Genomic DNA, 17344 nt, shown 5'->3' on the forward strand with positions numbered 1-17344 from the left:
ACAGGACGGGAGAAGTTGAGCAGTAGAGACCTATGGGAGAAGTAGACCCCAGGGATGCGCGAATCGCGCAATTGGAAGCGCGGCATGCCGAGGACCAGGCGACCATCGCCGAGCTGCGACGGGAGTTGGCTGCGGCACGAGCCACCATTGCCGAGTTGCGAGCCACCATTGCCGAGTTGAGAGAGAGACTGGGGCGCGATTCGAGCAATTCCGACAAGCCGCCGTCCACGGACGGGCCCGAGGGAAGGCGACGGCGAAACAAGAAGCCCCGGGGTAGCGGGCGCAGGCCGGGAGGGCAGGTAGGGCACGAGGCGCACGGGCGACAGTTGCTGCCCGAGGACCAGGTGGATGAGGTGAGGCCTGTGCTGCCCCGGGCGTGTAGCAAGTGTGGAGGGCCGGTGGAGGAGAGAGAGGAGGGGCCGCCAGCCAGCAGGCACCAGGTGTGGGAGGTGCCGGAGGTGAAGCCGCACGTCACCGAATGGCGGCTTGTGTATGGGTATTGCGCCGGGTGCCAGCGTTGGACGCAGGGCGAGTTGCCCGAGGGAGTACCCACGGGGACGTTCGGCCCCAGACTCATGGCCCTGGTGGCATACATGACAGGCCTGCTCCGCCTGCCCAAGCGGCCGGTACAATGGCTATTGAGAGATGTGCTGGGGGTGGAGGTGGCCCTGGGCAGCATCTCCAAGGTGGAGGCGCAGGTAAGCCAGGCGCTGGCGGAGCCGGTGGAACAGGCGCGCCAATACATCCGGAAGCAGACAGGCCCGGTGCACCTGGATGACACAGGCTGGCATGAAGGCCCCCTGCGCAAGGCCCTATGGGTGGCGGCAACGGCCCTGGTGGCTGTCTTTCTCATCGCCGAGGGTCGGAGCAAGAAGGTGGCGCAGTGGATATTGGGCGAGGGCTTCAAGGGGATGGTGGTAGCCGACAGAGCCAGAGCGCACTGGTGGTTGGGAGTGGAGCGCTGGCAGGTGTGCTGGAGCCACCTGCAACGCAATTTCCGGAGTTGGGTGGATAGAGGCCGGGGAGCGTGCGAGGTGGGCAAGCAATTGCTGGAATATACCGCCACACTCTTCCAACTGTTGCGCCGGGTGCACGACGGCACCCTCGAGCGCGGCACCATGGTGCGGCGGATGGACGAAGTGCGCCAGCGGGTACGAGAGCTGCTGGAGAAGGCACGGGAGTGCGCGGATGAGAAAGCCGCCCATGCGGCCAGCGAGCTGCTGGGGCAGTTCAAGGCGCTATGGACATTCATGCACCACGAGGACGTGCCCGCCACCAACAATCATGCGGAGCGGCTGCTGCGCCATGCCGTCTGTATGCGGAAGGTGTCCTTCGGCACCAAGAGCCCCGAAGGCAGCCGCTTCATCGAGCGCATTCTCACCGCCGTGACCACACTGCGGTTGCAGAACCGTCCCGTTCTCCCCTTCCTCACTCGTGCTGTTGAGTCCTGGCTGCATGGTCACGGCGCGCCCTCTCTGCTGCCCTCTTCTCTTCCTCCCCTTCATGCTGCTGCTTGACGAGCTCCTTCATCCGCTAACGCGTGAACGCGTACTATGTGCGGTTCGTGTGGAGCAGCCCTCTCGAAAGAAAGGACAGTCCTCGTGAAGAAGGCGAAGCTTGTCGTCATCGGCAACGGAATGGCAGGCGCGCGCCTGGTTGAGGAGTTGCTGGCACGCGGGGGCGCGGAGCGCTTCGACATCGTCATGTTCGGCGACGAGCCCTACGGCAATTACAACCGCATCCTGCTCTCTGGGGTCCTGGCCGGCACCCATGACCCGCAGGACATCTTCATCAACCCGCTCTCCTGGTACCAGGAGACAGGCGTGACGCTGCACGCCGGCGTGCGTGTCGAGCGGATTGATTGCCGCCAGAAGCTCGTCCACGGGGCCGGGGGCATCACCGAGCACTATGACAAGCTCGTCATCGCCACGGGCAGCAACGCCTTCGTGCCACCCCTCGCCGGTCTCAAGAACGAGAGCGGCCAGTACAAGGAGGGGGTCTTCGTCTTCCGGACATTGGATGATTGCACTGCCATTACCCAGCATGCCGCCAGGGCGAGGAGGGCGGTGGTTATCGGCGGGGGGTTGCTGGGCCTGGAGGCAGCACGCGGGTTGCTGGAGCTCGGCCTCGAAGTCCATGTCGTTCACCTGATGGGGCACCTCATGGAGCTTCAGCTCGATGCCAAGGGGGGCGCCATCCTGCAGCGCTCGCTAGAGGCCATGGGGCTCCACATCCACCTGAGGAAGAACTCCCGGGAGATACTCGGCAACGAGCGTGTCAGCGGTCTGCGCTTCGAAGACGGGGGCTCTCTGGCTTGCGACCTCGTGGTCATCTCCGCGGGCATCCGCCCCAATGTCGAGCTTGCGCGTGAGGCCGGGCTTCTGGTGGAGCGGGGCATCGTCGTCGGAGACGACCTCTGCACGCCTCATGACCGGGACATCTACGCGCTGGGCGAGTGCGCTCAGCACCGCGGGCGCACCTATGGCCTGGTGGCTCCGCTCTGGGAGCAAGCCCAGGTGCTCGCCGACCGCTTGTCGGGCCGCAACCCCCGAGCGCTCTACACGGGCTCTCAGGTCTCCACCAAGCTGAAGGTGATGGGCATCGAGCTGGCCGTCATGGGCACACGCGAGGTGACGGGCGAGCAGGACGAGGAGGTCACCTATGTGGATGCGGCGCGGGGCATCTACAAGAAGCTCATCATCCGCGACCAACGCCTGGCAGGGGCCATCCTCCTGGGGGACACGTCGACGGCTCCCAACCTCCTGCATACGTTCGAGCGGGGCACGCAGGTGCCCGAGAGCCGCTCGGAGCTCCTGTTCCCCTCCGTGGGGGAAGCAGCGCTCCCGAGCGTCCTCCAGCTTCCAGACACCGCCCAGGTGTGCAACTGCAACGGAGTCTCCAAGCAGCAAATCCTCGAGGCCGTGAGCAAGGGCCACCGCACGCTCAAGAGACTGTGCGATGCGACACGTGCCGGGACTGGCTGCGGTTCCTGCAAGAAGGACGTCCAGGCGCTGCTCGAGAATGCCGTGGGCGACACCCCCATCGAGGATCCCTCCGTCCACTACTATGTCCCCGGCGTACCCCTCTCCAAACCGGAGCTCGTGGCGGAAATCAAGGCACGAGGGCTGCGCAGCGTCTCCGCCGTGTTCGACGCGCTCGCGGACGGACGAGAGGACGTGGCGAGCAAGACCGGGCTGGCGTCCCTCCTCAAGACGCTCTGGGGCAAGGACTATGAGGACGAGCGCGATGCCCGCTTCATCAATGACCGGGTGCATGCCAACATCCAGCGAGACGCCACCTTCAGCGTGGTTCCCCGCATTTTCGGCGGCGTGACGACCCCAGCCCAGCTCCGGCAGATCGCCGATGTGGCCGAGCGGCACAATGTCAAGATGGTGAAGATCACCGGGGGTCAGCGTATCGACCTGCTGGGCATCCCGAAGGAGAAATTGCCCGAGGTCTGGCGCGAGCTGGGAATGCCCTCTGGGCACGCCTATGCCAAATCCTTCCGCACCTGCAAGACGTGCGTAGGCAGTGACTTCTGCCGCTATGGCTTGGGGGATAGCACCGGGCTCGGCATTGCCATAGAGAAGCGATTCCAGGGCCTCGAGTCCCCCCACAAGATGAAGCTCGCGACGGCAGGCTGCCCGCGGAACTGCTCCGAGGCGACGACCAAGGACCTGGGGGCAGTTGCCATCGGAGGAGGCCGATGGGAAATCCTTGTGGGAGGGGCGGCGGGATCGCGCGTGCGCAAGGGCGACATCCTCTGCGTGGTGGACACTCACGAGGACGTCCTCAAGTTCATGGGACGGTTCATGCAGTACTACCGGGAGCATGGAAAGTACTTGGAGCGAACCCATGACTTCGTCGAGCGAGTCGGCATCGACAAGCTCCGCCGCCTCCTCGTGGAGGATGAGGAAAAGCTCGCCGCCAGGCTCGATGCGGAAATCCAGGCGGCAGTGGACGCATACGTGGACCCCTGGGAGGAGGCGGTGCGCCCGCATCATCCTTCACAGTTCACCCGCACCTTGCCGACGGAGTCTGAAGCGTCCGGCTCGGTCGCGCAGCCGGAGGCATGAGCAATGCAGCACGAGCAGGCTCAATCCATGTCAGTCGTGTACAACCTTGGGCTGGCCACCCGGGTTCCCCTGGGAGAGGGGATGACCTTCATCGTCGGGGGACGCACCGTGGCGGTGTTCCGTACCCGGGGCGGAACGTTCTTCGCCACGCAGGCGGAGTGCCCACACCAGCGGGGGCCGCTCGCGGACGGGCTCTTGGGCGGCAACGTATTGGTGTGCCCCCTGCATGGGTACAAGTTCGACGTGAAGACGGGGCTCGCCATGGGCCACGCTTGTGGCTCACTCAAGACATACCCGGTCGAGCTGAGCGACAGAGGGGAGCTCCTCCTGCAGGTGGAGGACTCGTGAAAGGGCTTGAGGGAGTGCGAGTGGCCCTCCTGGAGGGCCGGATGACGGACGAGCTGGCCACGCTCGTGCGCCGCCATGGCGGGGAGCCGCACTGCGTGCCCGCCGTGCGCGAGCAGCAGAGCGTGTCGGGGGAGGAGGAGGTCGCGGCGCTGCTCGGCGTGCTCGTGCAGGAGTCTTCGCCCGTCGTCGTTCTTTCGACGGGTGTCGGGGTGGAAGCGCTCTTCCAAGCGGCGGAGCGACTCGGGCGCAAGTCAGAGCTGCTGGAGCGGCTGCACCGGGCCACGCTGGTGTGTCGGGGTCCCAAGCCCCACGCGGCGCTGAGAAAGGAAGGGCTCGAGCCATCCATTCGAGTCAAGGAGCCCTACACCACCGAAGCGATCATCGAGGCACTTGCACCCCTGGACCTGGAGGGCCGGTGCGTGGTCCTCCTCCATTATGGCGAGCGCAATCTGCCCTTGCTCCAAGCGCTCGCGGGCCGGAGGGCTCGCATCCAGGAGACCTTGCTCTATGAATGGAAGCTCCCGGAGGACCTGGGGCCACTCCAGTCCCTGGTCCAGGAAATCATCGAGCGCCGGGTGGGGGCGATTGCCTTCACCAGCCAGGTGCAGGTGCGGCACCTCTTCCAGGTTGCCTCGGAGCAGGGGCGCGCCGAGGCGCTGATATCCGCGCTGCGGAACGACACCGTGGTAGCTGCCGTTGGCCCGACGTGTGCCAGTGCGTTGGAGGCGTCCGGGGTGACACCCCATGTCGTGCCGGAGCGCCCGAAGATGGGGGCGATGATCGTCAGCCTCGCCCGGTTCATTTCCGAAGCAGGAGCGTCCCGTGAATCCAAAGCCTGAAGCAGACGCGCCCAGCGGACACCTTCCGACCCTCATCGCCTGTTTCATGCACTTCGACCTGAGCTTCATGCTGTGGGTGCTGCTCGGCGCGCTCGGAGTCTTCGCGGCGGAGGAGACAGGCTTGAGCGCGGCGCAGAAGGGGTGGCTGGTGGCCATGCCCATTTTGAGCGGGTCACTCGCGCGGATTCCCGTGGGCCTGCTCAGCGATCACCTCGGTGGCAAGCGGGTAGGCGTGGCGCTGCTGAGCTTCCTCTTCCTTCCGCTGGCGCTGGGCTGGCAGACCGGGGGGAGCTTCTCATCGCTTGTCGCAGTGGGGCTGCTCCTGGGGGTGGGCGGAGCCTCCTTCGCGGTGGCCCTGCCACTCGCCAGCCGGTGGTATCCACGCCATCGCCAGGGGTTGGTGATGGGGATCGCCGCCGCCGGAAACAGCGGGACGGTCCTCACCAACCTCTTCGCGCCCAAGCTCGCTCTCCTATTCGGGTGGCACAGGGTTTTCGGGCTGGCGATGCTCCCCCTTGCGCTGGTGCTCCTCGCGTTCCTGCTCCTCGCAAAGGAAAACCCGGACCAGGCGAGGCGCCCTGCTGACAGAGGACTGCTCAGCCTCCTCAAGAAAGGGGACGTCTGGTGGTTCTGCCTCTTCTACTCCATCACCTTCGGTGGATACGTGGGGCTCAGTAGCTTCTTGCCACTCTTCTTTCGGGACCAGTATGGGGTGAGTCAGGTGACGGCGGGGTATCTCACCGCGCTCGTCGCACTGCTGGGGAGCACCTCGCGTCCTCTGGGCGGCTACCTGGCGGACAAGGTGGGGGGTGTGCGGCTGCTGCTCGTGATCCTCGTGGTGGTGGGTATGACATACGAGTTCGCCACCCGGCTCCCGTCGCTGAGCGCCATGATGTTGCTGCTCCTCGTGGCAATGGCCTGCCTCGGCATGGGGAACGGCGCCGTGTTCCAGATAGTGCCCTTGCGATTCCCGAGAGAGCTCGGGGGAGTGACAGGCATCATCGGAGCGGTGGGAGGATTGGGCGGTTTCATGCTCCCGACGCTGCTTGCCACCATCAGGGCCCAGACGGGCTCCTTCGCTGGGGGCTTCCTCATCCTTGGGCTCATCTCCCTGGGGGCCGCCGTCATCCTGCGATTCCGCCTATGGGTGCGCTCTCCGTGGGCGGGCCTCGCGCACACCACGAGCTGAGAAGGTCGGAATGCACGAGGGAAAGGTCTACCTCATCGGCGCAGGGCCTGGGGACCCGAAACTCCTACGAGCACGCGGTAGGCGCGCAGGGGGCCGACACGCTCGTCACAATCTCTGTCATGCCTCGACGAGTCCGAAGCCCTGGCCGCCCGCTCTAGCGGTTTGTCTATCATTGTCTGCTCGACACGTCGAGGGCCGCCCCCACGTGCCGGATGTTGCAGCGGAATGCACTACGTGGTGTCCATCATTGGCCCGGGGGGATGCATCCCCAACCCCTTCCCCTTCCCCCGGGAGCGGTTGAAGCCCATCGTGTGGGAGTTCGCGGCGACCCGGATGCAGGCGCCGAAGGCGCTGCTCGACGCGCCCGAGCTCAGCGCGGCCTGGAGCGACGCGCTCGACTTCGCCGCGAAGGGCAGCCAGGAAGAGGTCGACGCGGTCATCCAGCAGCGAGTGGCGAGCGGAAAGCTGACGGAGCTCGAGGGCCAGTGGCTGGTGCGCTACTTCGAGACGATCAACCCTCTCGATACGGCTCGGATTGTCGAGGTGACGAAGTCCTTCGAGCAGAAGGTCATCGAGGACAAGACGCTGTCCACCCAGGAGGCCATCAATCTGCTGAGCGCCTTCTCCACGGCTCGCTACAGCACGGTGTACTGGACGGAGCAGGGGGCCCTGGAGAACTCCCCTTGGCGCGCCTGCAAGTGACGGAGAACGTCTGAACCGGAGAAGGTAGCTCTCTCGTCTTGGGGCCAACAGGCTCAGGCCCTGCCGCACACTTCGTTGATACGCATTCCCGCGTCAGTGAACGACGACGGCCTCGTCGAACGGGCGGCGCAGCCTCGGTTCGACGAGGGCATCGGCGCGGCGGTGCCCGATGGCGATCACCAAGGAGATCATGCTGCCTCGGGGAAGGCCCAGGAGCCGTCCCACCTTGAAGGCGTCAAAACCCTCCATCGGACACGTGTCGAATCCGCGCGCCGTCGAACTTCTGGAGAGCTCCCTTTTCATCGAGGAATTGGTGACCTTGCTCGAGCGCTACCTGGCACGGGACGGCGACACGGCCTCGCACCAGGATGTGCGTCAGGACCGAGGCGAGCGGTCGCGGAGCCCCGTGTTTTCCGTTGCTCGCGAGCGTCCATGTCGTTAGGCTCCTAATCAGATGGCGCTCGAATTGAAACAGCTCCCGGAGCACGCGGCCCTCCAAAAGGACGCGGAGCGCTACCCGGGGTCGGATGTGTCGGCCGTGGAGACGTGCCTCGTCCTGCTGCGTGTCTCGGGGGACGTGGAGGCCGCCTACGGGACGCACTTTGCGCGGCATGGCCTGTCGCAGGCGCGCTTCATCGTCCTCATGACGTTGCAGCGGGAAGACGAGCTGCGCCCGGCGGAGCTGGCCGAGCGCACGGGAGTGACGCGCGCCACGATAACGGGCCTGCTGGATGGGCTGGAGAAGGAGGGCCTCGTCCTACGCAGGGCGCACGCGGAGGATGGGCGCATGTCGTTGGTGCGGCTGTCGGCCAAGGGGCGCCAGCGGCTGGAGGGAGTCCTCCCGGACCACTACCGCCGCACAACCGCGCTCATGGCGGGACTGTCCACCGAGGAGCGCCAGCACCTCACCAGACTGCTCGCGAAGGTCGCTGCTGGAATTCCCCACGTCCGGGACCCCTGAGTCTTTTTTTGACCTGATGATTAGGAGGCTAACCACATGGAAGTGATCACCACGAGCATCGAGCCCGGAAGTGGGCTGTGCACCCTCATCAACGTCTTCACCGTGGAGCCCGAGCGGCAGGCGGAGCTGGTGAAGCTGCTGGAGGACGCGACGGAGCGGGTGATGCGGCACCTGCCGGGCTTCGTCTCGGCAAACATCCACCGGGGTCTGGAGGGCACTCACGTGGCCAACTACGCACAGTGGGCGAGCCGCGAGCACTTCGAGGCCATGCTCCGCAACCCGGAGGCGCAGCACCACATGCGGGCCGCGGCGGCACTGGTCCAGAAGTACGAGCCGCACCTCTACGAGGTGGTCTCCGTGCACGCGCGGAAGGCTCCGTGAGAAAGCCGCGCTACTGGGTGGCGGTGGCCTCGTGCGACCATGTGCGCACGGGCGTGGAGGGGGGCTTCGCTCAGGCCTGCCACGGGAAGGCCGCGCCGCTGCGCCGCATGGCGCCAGGGGATTGGGTCATCTACTACTCGCCGCGGAGGCACTTCGAGGGCGAGGAGCCCTGCCAGGCCTTCACGGCCATCGGTCGCGTGGAGGAGGCACCGGTGGAGCAAGTGGACCTGGGTGGAGGCTTCAAGCCCTTCCGTCGGGCGGTGGCCTTCCTCCCGTGCCGCGAGGTGCCCATCCGCCCGTGGCTCGGGCGGTTGAGCTTCATCGAGGACGTGCGGCGCTGGGGCTACATCTTCCGCCGTGGCCACTTCGAGCTACCCGAGCAGGACTTCCGGCAGCTCTCCCAGGAGATGCTGGGTGAAGAGCAGCTCCACCTGTAAGAGGCTCTTTCCAAGCAGGCGCCGCCCGGCGATGGTTCGAATGCGGGACGATGAACCGAATCACCACGTCCCCACCGCGCCCATGAGCCTCTCGCCGCCCATCACACCACCCTCCGAGGTTACCGCCGTCCTGCGAGACCGCGGCTACGCCGTCCTCAACCGCACGGGCCTGTGCGAGCTGGTGGATACCCCGGCCGCCGCACTCGATGCCCTGCGTCCGACCTGGGACAGCCTGCCACCCGACACCTACCTGCGCGACGGAGGCCGCTATCGCACACGCCGCCACTCGTGCTTCGTCGTCGAGGGCGAAGAGGTCCGTCCGGTGCCGCACCGCGCGCACTGGCAGCCCGTCGAATACAACGCGCTGCACGGCGGACTGGAGCGCTGGTTCGAACCGATGACGCCCGCCGTCGTCGCCCAGCCGGTCTGGCCGCGATTGCTGCGTGGGCTCGCCGCGTGCTGCTCCGCGCTGAAGGGGCAGCGGCCATGGTTCATCGAGGCGCACCAGTTCCGCATCGACACGACGGACGGGATCGGCCGGCCGACCCCCGAGGGAGCACACCGCGACGGCGTGGACTTCGTCGCCGTGCTGCTCGTCGGGCGCGAGAACATCAAGGGCGGCGAGACGCGCGTGTTCGAGGCTGCCGGCCCGCACGGCATCCGCTTCACCCTCACCGAGCCGTGGTCGGCGCTGCTGCTCGATGACGAGCGGGTGATCCACGAGAGTACGCCCATCCAGCCGCTGGCCGGCCGGGGACACCGGGACACGCTGGTCCTGACGTTCCGCGCGAAGGGGTTCCAGGGCCCCCCTGCCCCGTGACGCAGTGAGGCGCTACCCTCTCGGACCTGGAGAGGCCAAGGCCATGCTCGTCCGGATGGCGGGACGCTCACCCGGGCTTCGTCGCGTCCCCGCGATTCCCGCCGGGGATGAACAGCCAGGAGCACACTCCCCCCACCACGCACAGCGCGGCGCAGAGCCACAGCGCGCGATGCACGCCCGCCAGGAAGTCCGTCCCAGACTGGCCCGCCAGCCCGCTCACGCCGGGCAGCAGTGCCACGGCGAGCAGTCCCGCGATGCGCGCCACCGCGTTGTTGAATCCCGAGGCGATGCCCGCCTGGCTCCCGGCGACGCTGTCGAGCACGGTGGCGGTGAGAGGCCCCACGGTGAGCGCGAGCCCCAGCCCCAGTCCCACCGCTCCCGGGAGCACGGAGCCCACGTAGCTGCCCCCGTGCTCGATGCGGGTGAACAGGGCGAGCCCCACCGCGCAGACGAGCGGCCCGACGAGCATGGGCAGGCGCGAGCCCACGCGCTGGGCGAGTCCGCCCACGGAGGGCGACAGCAGGAGCATCAGCGCCGTGATGGGCAGCAGCGACGCGCCGGCCTCCAGCGGCGAGTAGCCCACCTCCTGCTGGAGCGCGAGCACGACGAAGAAGATGGCGCCCCCGAGCGCGAAGTAGACGGTGAGCGTGGTGAGATTGGCGCCGGAGAAGGTGCGGGAGCGGAAGAGTCCGAGCGGCAGCATGGGATGCGCGCCGCGCGCCTGGAGGAGGACGAAGAGCCCGAGCGCGAAGAGGCCCCCGAGGCCCGAGGCAACAGAGAGTGTGGACCACCCATGCACGGGGCCTTCGATGAGGGCGAAGACGATGCCCCCGAGCCCGAGTGTGACGCTCAGTGCTCCGCCGTAGTCGAGCTCGCGCACGGAGCGGCTGGGGGCGATGTCGGGGACGAAGCGGCGGCCGGCCAGGGCGGCAAGCACGGCGAGGGGAAGGTTGAGGAAGAAGACGGCGCGCCAGGACCAGACGCCGATGAGCCATCCTCCGAGCAGGGGCCCCACGGCGGTGCTGACACCGGAGAGCCCGGCCCAGGCGGCGACGGCGCGATCCCGGTCCTGCTCGGAGAAGGAGGTGCGCAGCAGGGCGAGGCTGGTGGGGACGAGGAGCGCGGCGCCGAGACCCTGAGCGGCGCGGGCGGCGGCGAGCAGGCCCACGCTCGTGGCGACGCCACACAGCACGGACGTGGCGGCGAAGGCGCCGAGCCCGGCAAGGAAGATGCGCCGCTGGCCGAAGGCATCCCCGAGCGCGCCCCCCGTGAGGACGAGCGCGCCCAGGGTGAGCAGATAGGCATCCACGGTCCACTGCAGGCCGGACAGTCCGGTGCCCAGTTCCTCGCCGAGCGCATGGAGGGCCACGTTGACGGCGGTGGAGTCGAGGAACGCCATGCTGCTGCCGAGCACGCTGGCGAGCAGCACGCCACGGCCTCGGCCACTCGAATAGCTGACGGTCTCCGGCGCGAGGGCCATGCGCACCACCCTGTCCCGTCACGCGTCCGTTCGCCATGCCCGCGCGGGGCTGGCGTTGGCGGCCTCACACCCGGGCCCACGGGCAGGTGATGTCCGGAAGCCCATGAACAGGGGCTCACCGCGCTTCAATCAGCATCGGCAAGCCGTTGCGCGATCCAAGGGTGCCGGACATGTCGATCCGCGGCACGTGGCCGGGCTTCAGGCGCAGCTTGAAGCGGCGTGCGAGCATCGCCGTCATCACGTGTGTCTCGAGCAGGGAGAAATTATTGCCCAGGCAGATGCGCGGTCCGATGGCGAACGGGTGGTAGGCATATGAATGGCGTGCCGCCTCGCGCTCGGGCAACCAGCGGTCGGGATCGAAGCGCTCCGGCTCGTCCCAGAACGCCGGGTGCCGGTGGGTGCCGTAGGTGAAGATAATCATCCTCGTGCCGGCCGGGATGCGCACCCCATCGAGCTCGTCATCGGCCACGGCGTCACGGGCGTACATCGGCGCGGCCGGATAGAGCCGGAGGACCTCCTTCACGACCTGGAGGGTATAGGGCAGCCGCTTCAAGTCGTTGAGCGTCGGAGGCGCGTCGCCCAGCACCGAGTCCAGCTCGGCGTGCAGCCGCCGCTCCACCTCCGGGTTCTGGGACAGCGCGTACCACAAGAACGAGAGCGTCCGCGCCGTGGTCTCATGCCCGGCGGCGAACATGGTCAGGCCGTTGTCGATGAGGAGCTGCTCCGCCATGAGCATCCCCGTCTCCTCGTCCTTCGTCGTCATCAGCTTCGTCAGCAGGTCGTCCGGCCACTGCTCGGTGGGAAGGGCCCGGCGCCGCGCGATGAGCTCGCGGATGTAGTCCGTCACGAGCTTCTGGGCCCGGCGGAACCGCAGGTTCCCGGGGGTGGGCACCCACTGGGGCACACGGACGGGGCGCACCCGCATGTCCGAGATGTGGGTGAGCATCGTCTCGATCGAGTCCTTGATGCGCAGCACGGCCTCGTCCGACTCGGTGCTGAAGACCGAGTGGAGGATGACGGAGGCGGTGACCAGCATCATCTCGTCGAGCATCTCGACAGGGCGGCCGGAGCCCAGGTGGCGGGACCGCCAGCGCTCCATGAGCTGCTGCGTGTCGGAGAGGAAGATGGGGTAGAACTTCTCCACGCCGCGAGGGGTGAAGAACGGCGCCATGAGCTTGCGCTGCCGGCGCCAGTCATCCCCGGTGGCGGTGACGATGCCATTGCCGAGCAGCAGCTCGCGCAGGACGTCATAGCTCTCGCCCTTGTCGTAGCGCTCACGGCGCGTGACATTGATGTCGCGCACGTGGTCCGGGTGGGTCACCAACACGAACGACTGCGAGCCCATCCGGATGCGGAACAGATCCCCCTGCTGGCGCCAGGTGTTCAACATCCAGCCGAGGAACCCCTCCCGCCGGACCGCCTTGAGCATCTCGAGGGTGGTGGGGGTGTACTCGTTGAGGGGACGAGGCGTGTCGATGGCGAGTGCTGGATTCATGGTCGTGGGATTCTCAGGCCATGCAAAGGCCTCTGGCTCTCGTGGCAGTTTATGCCACAGGACTGGCAGAAACCGCCACCTGCGTCAGGGTGTGACAGTTCCTGCCACGACTTGTTAGGTTTCGCGCTATGCCCCAGAAAGTGCGCCGTCAACCCCAGGAACGACTGGCCGCAGGTGCGGACCGGGAGCCTCCGCCCCTCACCCTCGTCCCGCGCGAGGGGCGCGACCAGGCGGTGCTCGAGGCCTCGCGCGCCGTCATCGGCCTGTTCCTGCGGGAGCGCACCAGCGACTTCTCCGTCAAGGAGCTCGCGGCCCACGCGGGCCTCTCCGAGCGGACCTTCTACCGTTACTTCCCCCGGAAGGAGGACGCCATCCGCCCGGCCGTCGACATGGGGCTCGCGCGCATCGTCGCCGACCTGCGCGCCGCCCCCCGCGGCAAGACCCTGCAAGAGGCGCTGGTGGAGGCGCTCAGCCGGAGCCTCGCGGAGGAGAACGCCATGAACTGGGAGAACCTCCTCTCCGTGCTGAACGAGACGGAGAGTCTCCGCGCGGTGTGGCTGCAGATCCTCACCGACGCGGAGGTCGCTCTCGCGCACGTCGCCGCCGAGTGGATGGGTATTTCCCGGGACTCGCAGCGGGCGCGCCTGGCCGGCGCCGTCCTGGCCACCGCGGGACGCCTCGCGCTGGAGCAGCCGTTGTCCGCGGGGAAGAAGCGCGACCCGGGCGAGGTTCTCGCCGAGTGCCTCGAGTTGCTCGGCCCGAACCTGTTCGAGGAGCCCGCGGGTGGGCGCGGCCCTGTGAGACGCTCACCGCCCCGGCGCTCTCGCCAGGGACGCAGGTAGGCGCGCACCGCGAACGTCCTCGGAGGCGCTGGAGTCAGTCGGTGAAGGTGGGCGGGGTGGTCTCGGTCAGGGAGGGGGCCGGCTTGTCGCTGGACATCGCCAGGAGACCCTTGAGGCATCGGACGGCGAGGAGCCAGTTCTTCGGATTCTTCATGTCGAGGCCGCCGACGAGCTGCTTGAGGATGCTGAGCGTGTCGAAGTAGACGCGCTCGCAGACAAGCGTCTCGGTCTCGTCGAAGATGAAGTACGCCGTCACGCGCACCCGGAATTTATTGCCGGTGGGAGGAATCTGGCCCAGTGGCCCCAGGTGGGTGCCCATCAACCAGAATTCGACGATGACGGCGTCGTCGCTGTGCCGCAGCGCGATGATCTCGTGGTGCTGGTCCGGAAACGCGATGCGAGTCTCGCGGTAGTACCCGCGCACACCGCTGTCGCCGTCGTGCACCGTCAGGGTGGGGATCAGCTCGTAATGGGGGTGAGGGAAGGTCGACAGGACTGCATCCCAGTCCTGCTTCACCTCGTCGTGGAAGTGGTTCAACACCAGCTTCTGCCGTGCCTTGCGGACTTGCTCGGTGAGCACGCGTGCCTCTTTTCTTTGGGGGAAGACTTCAAGGGACGGTGCGGTCAGCCCCGGTGATGACATGTCCGCGACATCGGACCTCCGCCACTCGAGCGCCATGGAGCACATCCCGTGTTTACCTACGCTGTAGATTGGAGATAATTCTACAATGTAGGTATTGTCAATGTCATGAAGCGTTCCGGCAGGAGTGGATCGAAAATGGGTCCGGACGGCGCGGCGCCCCCGCGCGGACGACCGAGGGGTGGCCCACGGCTCACGAGGGAGAAGGTCCTCGAGGCGGCCTTGATGCTCGTGGACCGTGGCGGGACCGAGGCGCTGAGCATGCGGAGTCTCGCCACGGAGCTCGGCGTGGACGCGATGAGCCTCTACAACCATGTCGCCAACAAGGATGCGGTCCTCGACGGAATCGCGGAGCTGTTCCTGGGACGCATCGACCTGCCCGAACCGACCGGTCACTGGCAGCGGGACGTCCGCGCGCTCGCGGCGGCCTTCCGCCGCACGGCGGCCCAGCACCCCCGGGCGGCCCCGCTGGTGCTCACACGCCAGCTCGCGTCCTTCAAGGGCCTCGTGGGCACGGAGTCAGTGCTCGGAATCCTGCATGCGGCTGGTTTTCCACCGGAGGAGGCCGTCCATGCCCTGAGGACCGTCCTCGCCTTCCTGGTCGGAGCACTTCTGCGCGAGGTGTCCTCCGGGCCGACCTTCAGCGGCCAGAACCTTGGGGACCTGGTGGAGCGCCGGGAGGAACTCGAGAATTCCGGTCTCCCCCACGTGGCCAGGGCCGCGCCCCACCTGGCCGCGTGCAATCACGAGGAGGAGTTCGACTTCGGCATGGACTTGCTGGTGGCCGCACTCGAACAGCGCCTCCGAACGCGCAAGCGGTTGCCCCGGCGGGACTGACTCCCGCTGAACGCGCAAAACACGCTTGCACTCCAACCGTGACCGGCCTATCGGGCGGCGACAAACCAGGCGCAACCGAGGAAAACGAGATGAGCCTCCGCAATTATGACAACATCAGCCCCACGGCCGTGTTGGTCGCCGAGATGCGGCGCCATTCCGACATTCCCTTCGCCGAGGAAATCGCCACGCGCATGGGTTCCGCGGAGCTGGTGCGGAGAATGTTGGACGGAGACTCCCCCGCTCCCGAGCTGCTGAGCTGGATGGCACCGACGCTCGAAGCCCGCTACAAGTGCCTGGAGACGGCCCTCAAGGCCTCTGGCGTCAAGCAGGTCGTGGAACTGGGCAGCGGCTTCTCGTTCCGTGGCGACGCCATGAACCGCACCACGCTCCTCCGCTATATCGAAACAGACCTCCCCGAGATGCACGAAACCCGGCTGCGCCTGCGCAACGAGTTGCGGCGGGACGGTGTGCTCCCGGTCCAGGAGCACGTGCTCTTCGCCCCCTTGAACGCGGTGGCACCAAGCGACGCCGCCGTCCTGGAGCAGCACCTCGTCCCGGGCGAACCGGTGGCCGTGATTCACGAGGGGCTGCTCCAATACTTCACCCGAGACGAGAAGCGGGCGGCGGCCCTGCTGATCGCCGGGCTCCTGAAGCGCCACGGCGGAGTCTGGCTGACCCCGGACTTCGAGGTGAACGACGATGGCTCACGGCAGCGCTGGACCCATCCCCACTTCGCACGAATCTTCTCGTCGATCGCGCGCTCTACCCACAGCAACCTGCGCGACGCGTCCTTCACCCACGTGGACGAGGTGAAGGACTTCTTTTCGAAGCTGGGCTTCCGCGTCACGCCCCGTCCGCAGATCGACGGCTCCTTCGCGCTCTCCTCCGCGGAGCGCGTCGGCACGACCCCGGAGCAACTCGACCTCCTGCGCCGGAGCCGCATCCTCTGGGAGCTGCGTCTGGACTGACGCCGAGCACCTCAAGAGAGCAGAGGGGCGCCCGGCAGGCGCTCCTCGATGATGCGGACCGCCGTGGCAGTGCCATCTTCTTGCCGCATCAGCTCTCCCAGCCTGTTCGCACGGGCGCGCACCGCGCCGTCCTGGATGTGGCGCAGCGCCTGGGTGAGCCGCTCCGCGGTGAGCTGCTTGAACGACATGCTGTAGCCAACACCGAGCGCCGTCACCCGGTTTCCCCAGAAGGGCTGATCATTGCAGATCGAGCAGATGACCGTCGGCAGCCCGGCACGCAGCGTGGCCGCGGTGGTACCCGCGCCGCCGTGGTGGACGGTCGCGCTGCAGCGCGCGAACAGCCAGTCGTGGTCCACCGAGCGCGTGATGAAGATGCTCTCGGGCACTCGGAGCGCCGCGATCTCCTCCTCGCTCCAGCTCGCTCCAATGGCGAAGCGGACTCCCAGCGTCTTCGAGACCTCGATTGCCAGCCGCAGCATCCCGGCCTTGTCCATCGAGGGCAGCCGCCAGTAACCCAGGTAGATGGGCGGTGGCCCCTCGTCCAGCCAGCGGATGAGCTCCGGCGACGGGACGCCGCCCGCGTTGACGCGAACGTCCGGGGGCATCATCCAGGGGCCGGTGATGACATTCGCGGCGCTCCAGTCCGACGGACGCGGGACGAGCTGACTGCTGTAGCAATGCAGGATCGGCGCTCCGGCGCGCCACAGCTTCTCCCGCATCGAGATGGCCGTGGGCGGCAGCCCGAGCTCCGCACGCCAGGCCTGGATGAGGCGCTTCTGCCCCTGCCAGTAGAGCGTCTCGAGAAGAGAGTGCGTGAGCCGATTCATCGCGCGCAGCGGCAGCTTGTGCGCGGAGAGGAACGGGCTGGGGAACTCCGACGTCGGCAGCATCGGCATCGTGTACCCGGGGATCAAGGGCACCTTGAGCTTCTCCGCGATGCAGGCGGCGCAGTCCTCGATCACCAGGTTCGCGATGATGGCGTCGGCGCCCTCGCACGCAGCCAGGAGCTCGCGGTGCATTCGCGGCTTGAGCCTGCTATCGATCCCCACCCCTTCCCCGGCCAGCATCCGCATGAACCTGGCGGTGTTGTCGGAGCCGGCCATCCACCGGATGCCCTCCTCCGACTGGAACCACTCCTCATAATCCGCCGAGACGGGGACATACCGGGCACCGCTGTGCGCGACCATGTCGGCGAAGCCGCGGGACGTGGCGACACAGACCTCGTGACCGCGGCGCTGCAAGGCGATCGCCAGCGCGATGAAGGGCTGCACGTCCCCACGAGTCCCCAATACCAACACGGTGATCTTCATCGCGCGTTTCCCTATCAGG

Annotated in this window: 18 protein-coding genes; 13 read left to right on the forward strand and 5 right to left on the reverse strand. The window is 67.2% G+C overall.

Annotated features, from left to right (window positions below; genetic code table 11):
- Positions 1 to 32: 32 nt before the first annotated feature.
- The 6 genes from tnpC to F0U60_RS47500 all read left to right on the forward strand — a co-directional run bounded on the left by tnpC (position 33) and on the right by F0U60_RS47500 (position 7154).
- On the forward strand, positions 33 to 1517 hold the full coding sequence (gene tnpC / locus F0U60_RS47475) for an IS66 family transposase (protein WP_395810572.1): 1485 nt from the start codon (positions 33 to 35) through the stop codon (positions 1515 to 1517).
- Between the two features lie 84 nt (positions 1518 to 1601).
- Complete coding sequence (nirB, locus tag F0U60_RS47480; RefSeq protein ID WP_395810574.1) at positions 1602 to 4076, forward strand: nitrite reductase large subunit NirB; 2475 nt, start codon at positions 1602 to 1604, stop codon at positions 4074 to 4076.
- A gap of 27 nt (positions 4077 to 4103) precedes the next feature.
- A complete protein-coding gene (locus F0U60_RS47485; RefSeq protein WP_395810576.1) occupies positions 4104 to 4424 on the forward strand; it encodes a Rieske (2Fe-2S) protein in 321 nt (106 codons plus the stop codon).
- Positions 4421 to 5263, forward strand: coding sequence for a uroporphyrinogen-III synthase (locus F0U60_RS47490; RefSeq protein WP_395810578.1), 843 nt, complete (start codon positions 4421 to 4423; stop codon positions 5261 to 5263). The genes F0U60_RS47485 and F0U60_RS47490 overlap by 4 nt, the downstream gene beginning before the upstream one ends.
- On the forward strand, positions 5247 to 6452 hold the full coding sequence (locus tag F0U60_RS47495) for a nitrate/nitrite transporter (protein WP_395810580.1): 1206 nt from the start codon (positions 5247 to 5249) through the stop codon (positions 6450 to 6452). The genes F0U60_RS47490 and F0U60_RS47495 overlap by 17 nt, the downstream gene beginning before the upstream one ends.
- 225 nt (positions 6453 to 6677) lie before the next feature.
- A complete protein-coding gene (locus tag F0U60_RS47500; RefSeq protein WP_395810582.1) occupies positions 6678 to 7154 on the forward strand; it encodes a hypothetical protein in 477 nt (158 codons plus the stop codon).
- Positions 7155 to 7247: 93 nt separating this feature from the next.
- Here F0U60_RS47500 and F0U60_RS47505 read toward each other — a convergent pair whose 3' ends face one another.
- Complete coding sequence (locus F0U60_RS47505; RefSeq protein ID WP_395810584.1) at positions 7248 to 7457, reverse strand: nitroreductase family protein; 210 nt, start codon at positions 7455 to 7457, stop codon at positions 7248 to 7250.
- 151 nt (positions 7458 to 7608) lie between these two features.
- On the opposite strand from F0U60_RS47505, the gene F0U60_RS47510 reads away from it, so the two are divergent.
- From F0U60_RS47510 to F0U60_RS47525, 4 genes are all read left to right on the forward strand, one after another.
- Positions 7609 to 8115, forward strand: a complete 507-nt coding sequence (locus F0U60_RS47510) for a MarR family winged helix-turn-helix transcriptional regulator (RefSeq protein WP_395810586.1) — start codon at positions 7609 to 7611, stop codon at positions 8113 to 8115.
- A gap of 36 nt (positions 8116 to 8151) precedes the next feature.
- Positions 8152 to 8496: an antibiotic biosynthesis monooxygenase family protein gene (locus tag F0U60_RS47515; protein ID WP_395810588.1), complete on the forward strand. Its 345-nt coding sequence runs from the start codon at positions 8152 to 8154 to the stop codon at positions 8494 to 8496.
- Positions 8493 to 8933: an EVE domain-containing protein gene (locus F0U60_RS47520; protein ID WP_395810590.1), complete on the forward strand. Its 441-nt coding sequence runs from the start codon at positions 8493 to 8495 to the stop codon at positions 8931 to 8933. Before F0U60_RS47515 ends, F0U60_RS47520 begins: the two co-directional genes overlap by 4 nt.
- 82 nt (positions 8934 to 9015) lie before the next feature.
- Positions 9016 to 9753, forward strand: a complete 738-nt coding sequence (locus tag F0U60_RS47525) for a 2OG-Fe dioxygenase family protein (protein ID WP_395825756.1) — start codon at positions 9016 to 9018, stop codon at positions 9751 to 9753.
- A gap of 67 nt (positions 9754 to 9820) precedes the next feature.
- On the opposite strand, the gene F0U60_RS47530 is transcribed toward F0U60_RS47525, so the two are convergent.
- Together F0U60_RS47530 and F0U60_RS47535 are read right to left on the reverse strand one after the other, a co-directional pair.
- Entirely contained in the window at positions 9821 to 11233 is a 1413-nt protein-coding gene (locus tag F0U60_RS47530; protein ID WP_395810592.1) for an MFS transporter, read from the reverse strand.
- A 115-nt stretch (positions 11234 to 11348) separates the two neighbouring features.
- Positions 11349 to 12728 (reverse strand): cytochrome P450, encoded by a 1380-nt coding sequence (locus F0U60_RS47535; RefSeq protein ID WP_395810594.1) that lies wholly within the window; start codon positions 12726 to 12728, stop codon positions 11349 to 11351.
- Between the two features lie 128 nt (positions 12729 to 12856).
- On the opposite strand from F0U60_RS47535, the gene F0U60_RS47540 reads away from it, so the two are divergent.
- Positions 12857 to 13570 (forward strand): TetR/AcrR family transcriptional regulator, encoded by a 714-nt coding sequence (locus F0U60_RS47540; RefSeq protein ID WP_395810596.1) that lies wholly within the window; start codon positions 12857 to 12859, stop codon positions 13568 to 13570.
- 34 nt (positions 13571 to 13604) lie between these two features.
- On the opposite strand, the gene F0U60_RS47545 is transcribed toward F0U60_RS47540, so the two are convergent.
- The gene (locus F0U60_RS47545; RefSeq protein ID WP_395810598.1) at positions 13605 to 14150 is read right to left on the reverse strand and encodes an ester cyclase; all 546 of its coding nucleotides are present in this window, start codon (positions 14148 to 14150) and stop codon (positions 13605 to 13607) included.
- 198 nt (positions 14151 to 14348) lie between these two features.
- Between F0U60_RS47545 and F0U60_RS47550 the strand changes: the two genes are divergently transcribed.
- Together F0U60_RS47550 and F0U60_RS47555 are read left to right on the forward strand one after the other, a co-directional pair.
- Entirely contained in the window at positions 14349 to 15047 is a 699-nt protein-coding gene (locus F0U60_RS47550; protein ID WP_395810600.1) for a TetR/AcrR family transcriptional regulator C-terminal domain-containing protein, read from the forward strand.
- 89 nt (positions 15048 to 15136) lie between these two features.
- Positions 15137 to 16015, forward strand: coding sequence for a class I SAM-dependent methyltransferase (locus tag F0U60_RS47555; RefSeq protein WP_395810602.1), 879 nt, complete (start codon positions 15137 to 15139; stop codon positions 16013 to 16015).
- A gap of 11 nt (positions 16016 to 16026) precedes the next feature.
- Here F0U60_RS47555 and F0U60_RS47560 read toward each other — a convergent pair whose 3' ends face one another.
- Positions 16027 to 17325: a glycosyltransferase gene (locus F0U60_RS47560; protein ID WP_395810604.1), complete on the reverse strand. Its 1299-nt coding sequence runs from the start codon at positions 17323 to 17325 to the stop codon at positions 16027 to 16029.
- Between the last annotated feature and the right edge of the window lie 19 nt (positions 17326 to 17344).

It is taken from the genome of Archangium minus, from assembly GCF_044360475.1.
GTDB classification, from domain to species: Bacteria; Myxococcota; Myxococcia; order Myxococcales; family Myxococcaceae; genus Archangium; species Archangium minus.

Coding starts and splice junctions, on each gene's coding strand:
- F0U60_RS47530 (WP_395810592.1), bottom strand. CDS start 11,233: ATGGCCCTCGCGCCGGAGACCGTCAGCTATTCGAGTGGCCGAGGCCGT.
- F0U60_RS47550 (WP_395810600.1), top strand. CDS start 14,349: ATGGGTCCGGACGGCGCGGCGCCCCCGCGCGGACGACCGAGGGGTGGC.
- F0U60_RS47505 (WP_395810584.1), bottom strand. CDS start 7,457: ATGAAAAGGGAGCTCTCCAGAAGTTCGACGGCGCGCGGATTCGACACG.
- F0U60_RS47540 (WP_395810596.1), top strand. CDS start 12,857: ATGCCCCAGAAAGTGCGCCGTCAACCCCAGGAACGACTGGCCGCAGGT.
- F0U60_RS47555 (WP_395810602.1), top strand. CDS start 15,137: ATGAGCCTCCGCAATTATGACAACATCAGCCCCACGGCCGTGTTGGTC.
- F0U60_RS47525 (WP_395825756.1), top strand. CDS start 9,016: ATGAGCCTCTCGCCGCCCATCACACCACCCTCCGAGGTTACCGCCGTC.
- F0U60_RS47485 (WP_395810576.1), top strand. CDS start 4,104: ATGTCAGTCGTGTACAACCTTGGGCTGGCCACCCGGGTTCCCCTGGGA.
- F0U60_RS47510 (WP_395810586.1), top strand. CDS start 7,609: ATGGCGCTCGAATTGAAACAGCTCCCGGAGCACGCGGCCCTCCAAAAG.
- F0U60_RS47500 (WP_395810582.1), top strand. CDS start 6,678: ATGCACTACGTGGTGTCCATCATTGGCCCGGGGGGATGCATCCCCAAC.
- tnpC (WP_395810572.1), top strand. CDS start 33: ATGGGAGAAGTAGACCCCAGGGATGCGCGAATCGCGCAATTGGAAGCG.
- F0U60_RS47560 (WP_395810604.1), bottom strand. CDS start 17,325: ATGAAGATCACCGTGTTGGTATTGGGGACTCGTGGGGACGTGCAGCCC.
- F0U60_RS47515 (WP_395810588.1), top strand. CDS start 8,152: ATGGAAGTGATCACCACGAGCATCGAGCCCGGAAGTGGGCTGTGCACC.
- F0U60_RS47535 (WP_395810594.1), bottom strand. CDS start 12,728: ATGAATCCAGCACTCGCCATCGACACGCCTCGTCCCCTCAACGAGTAC.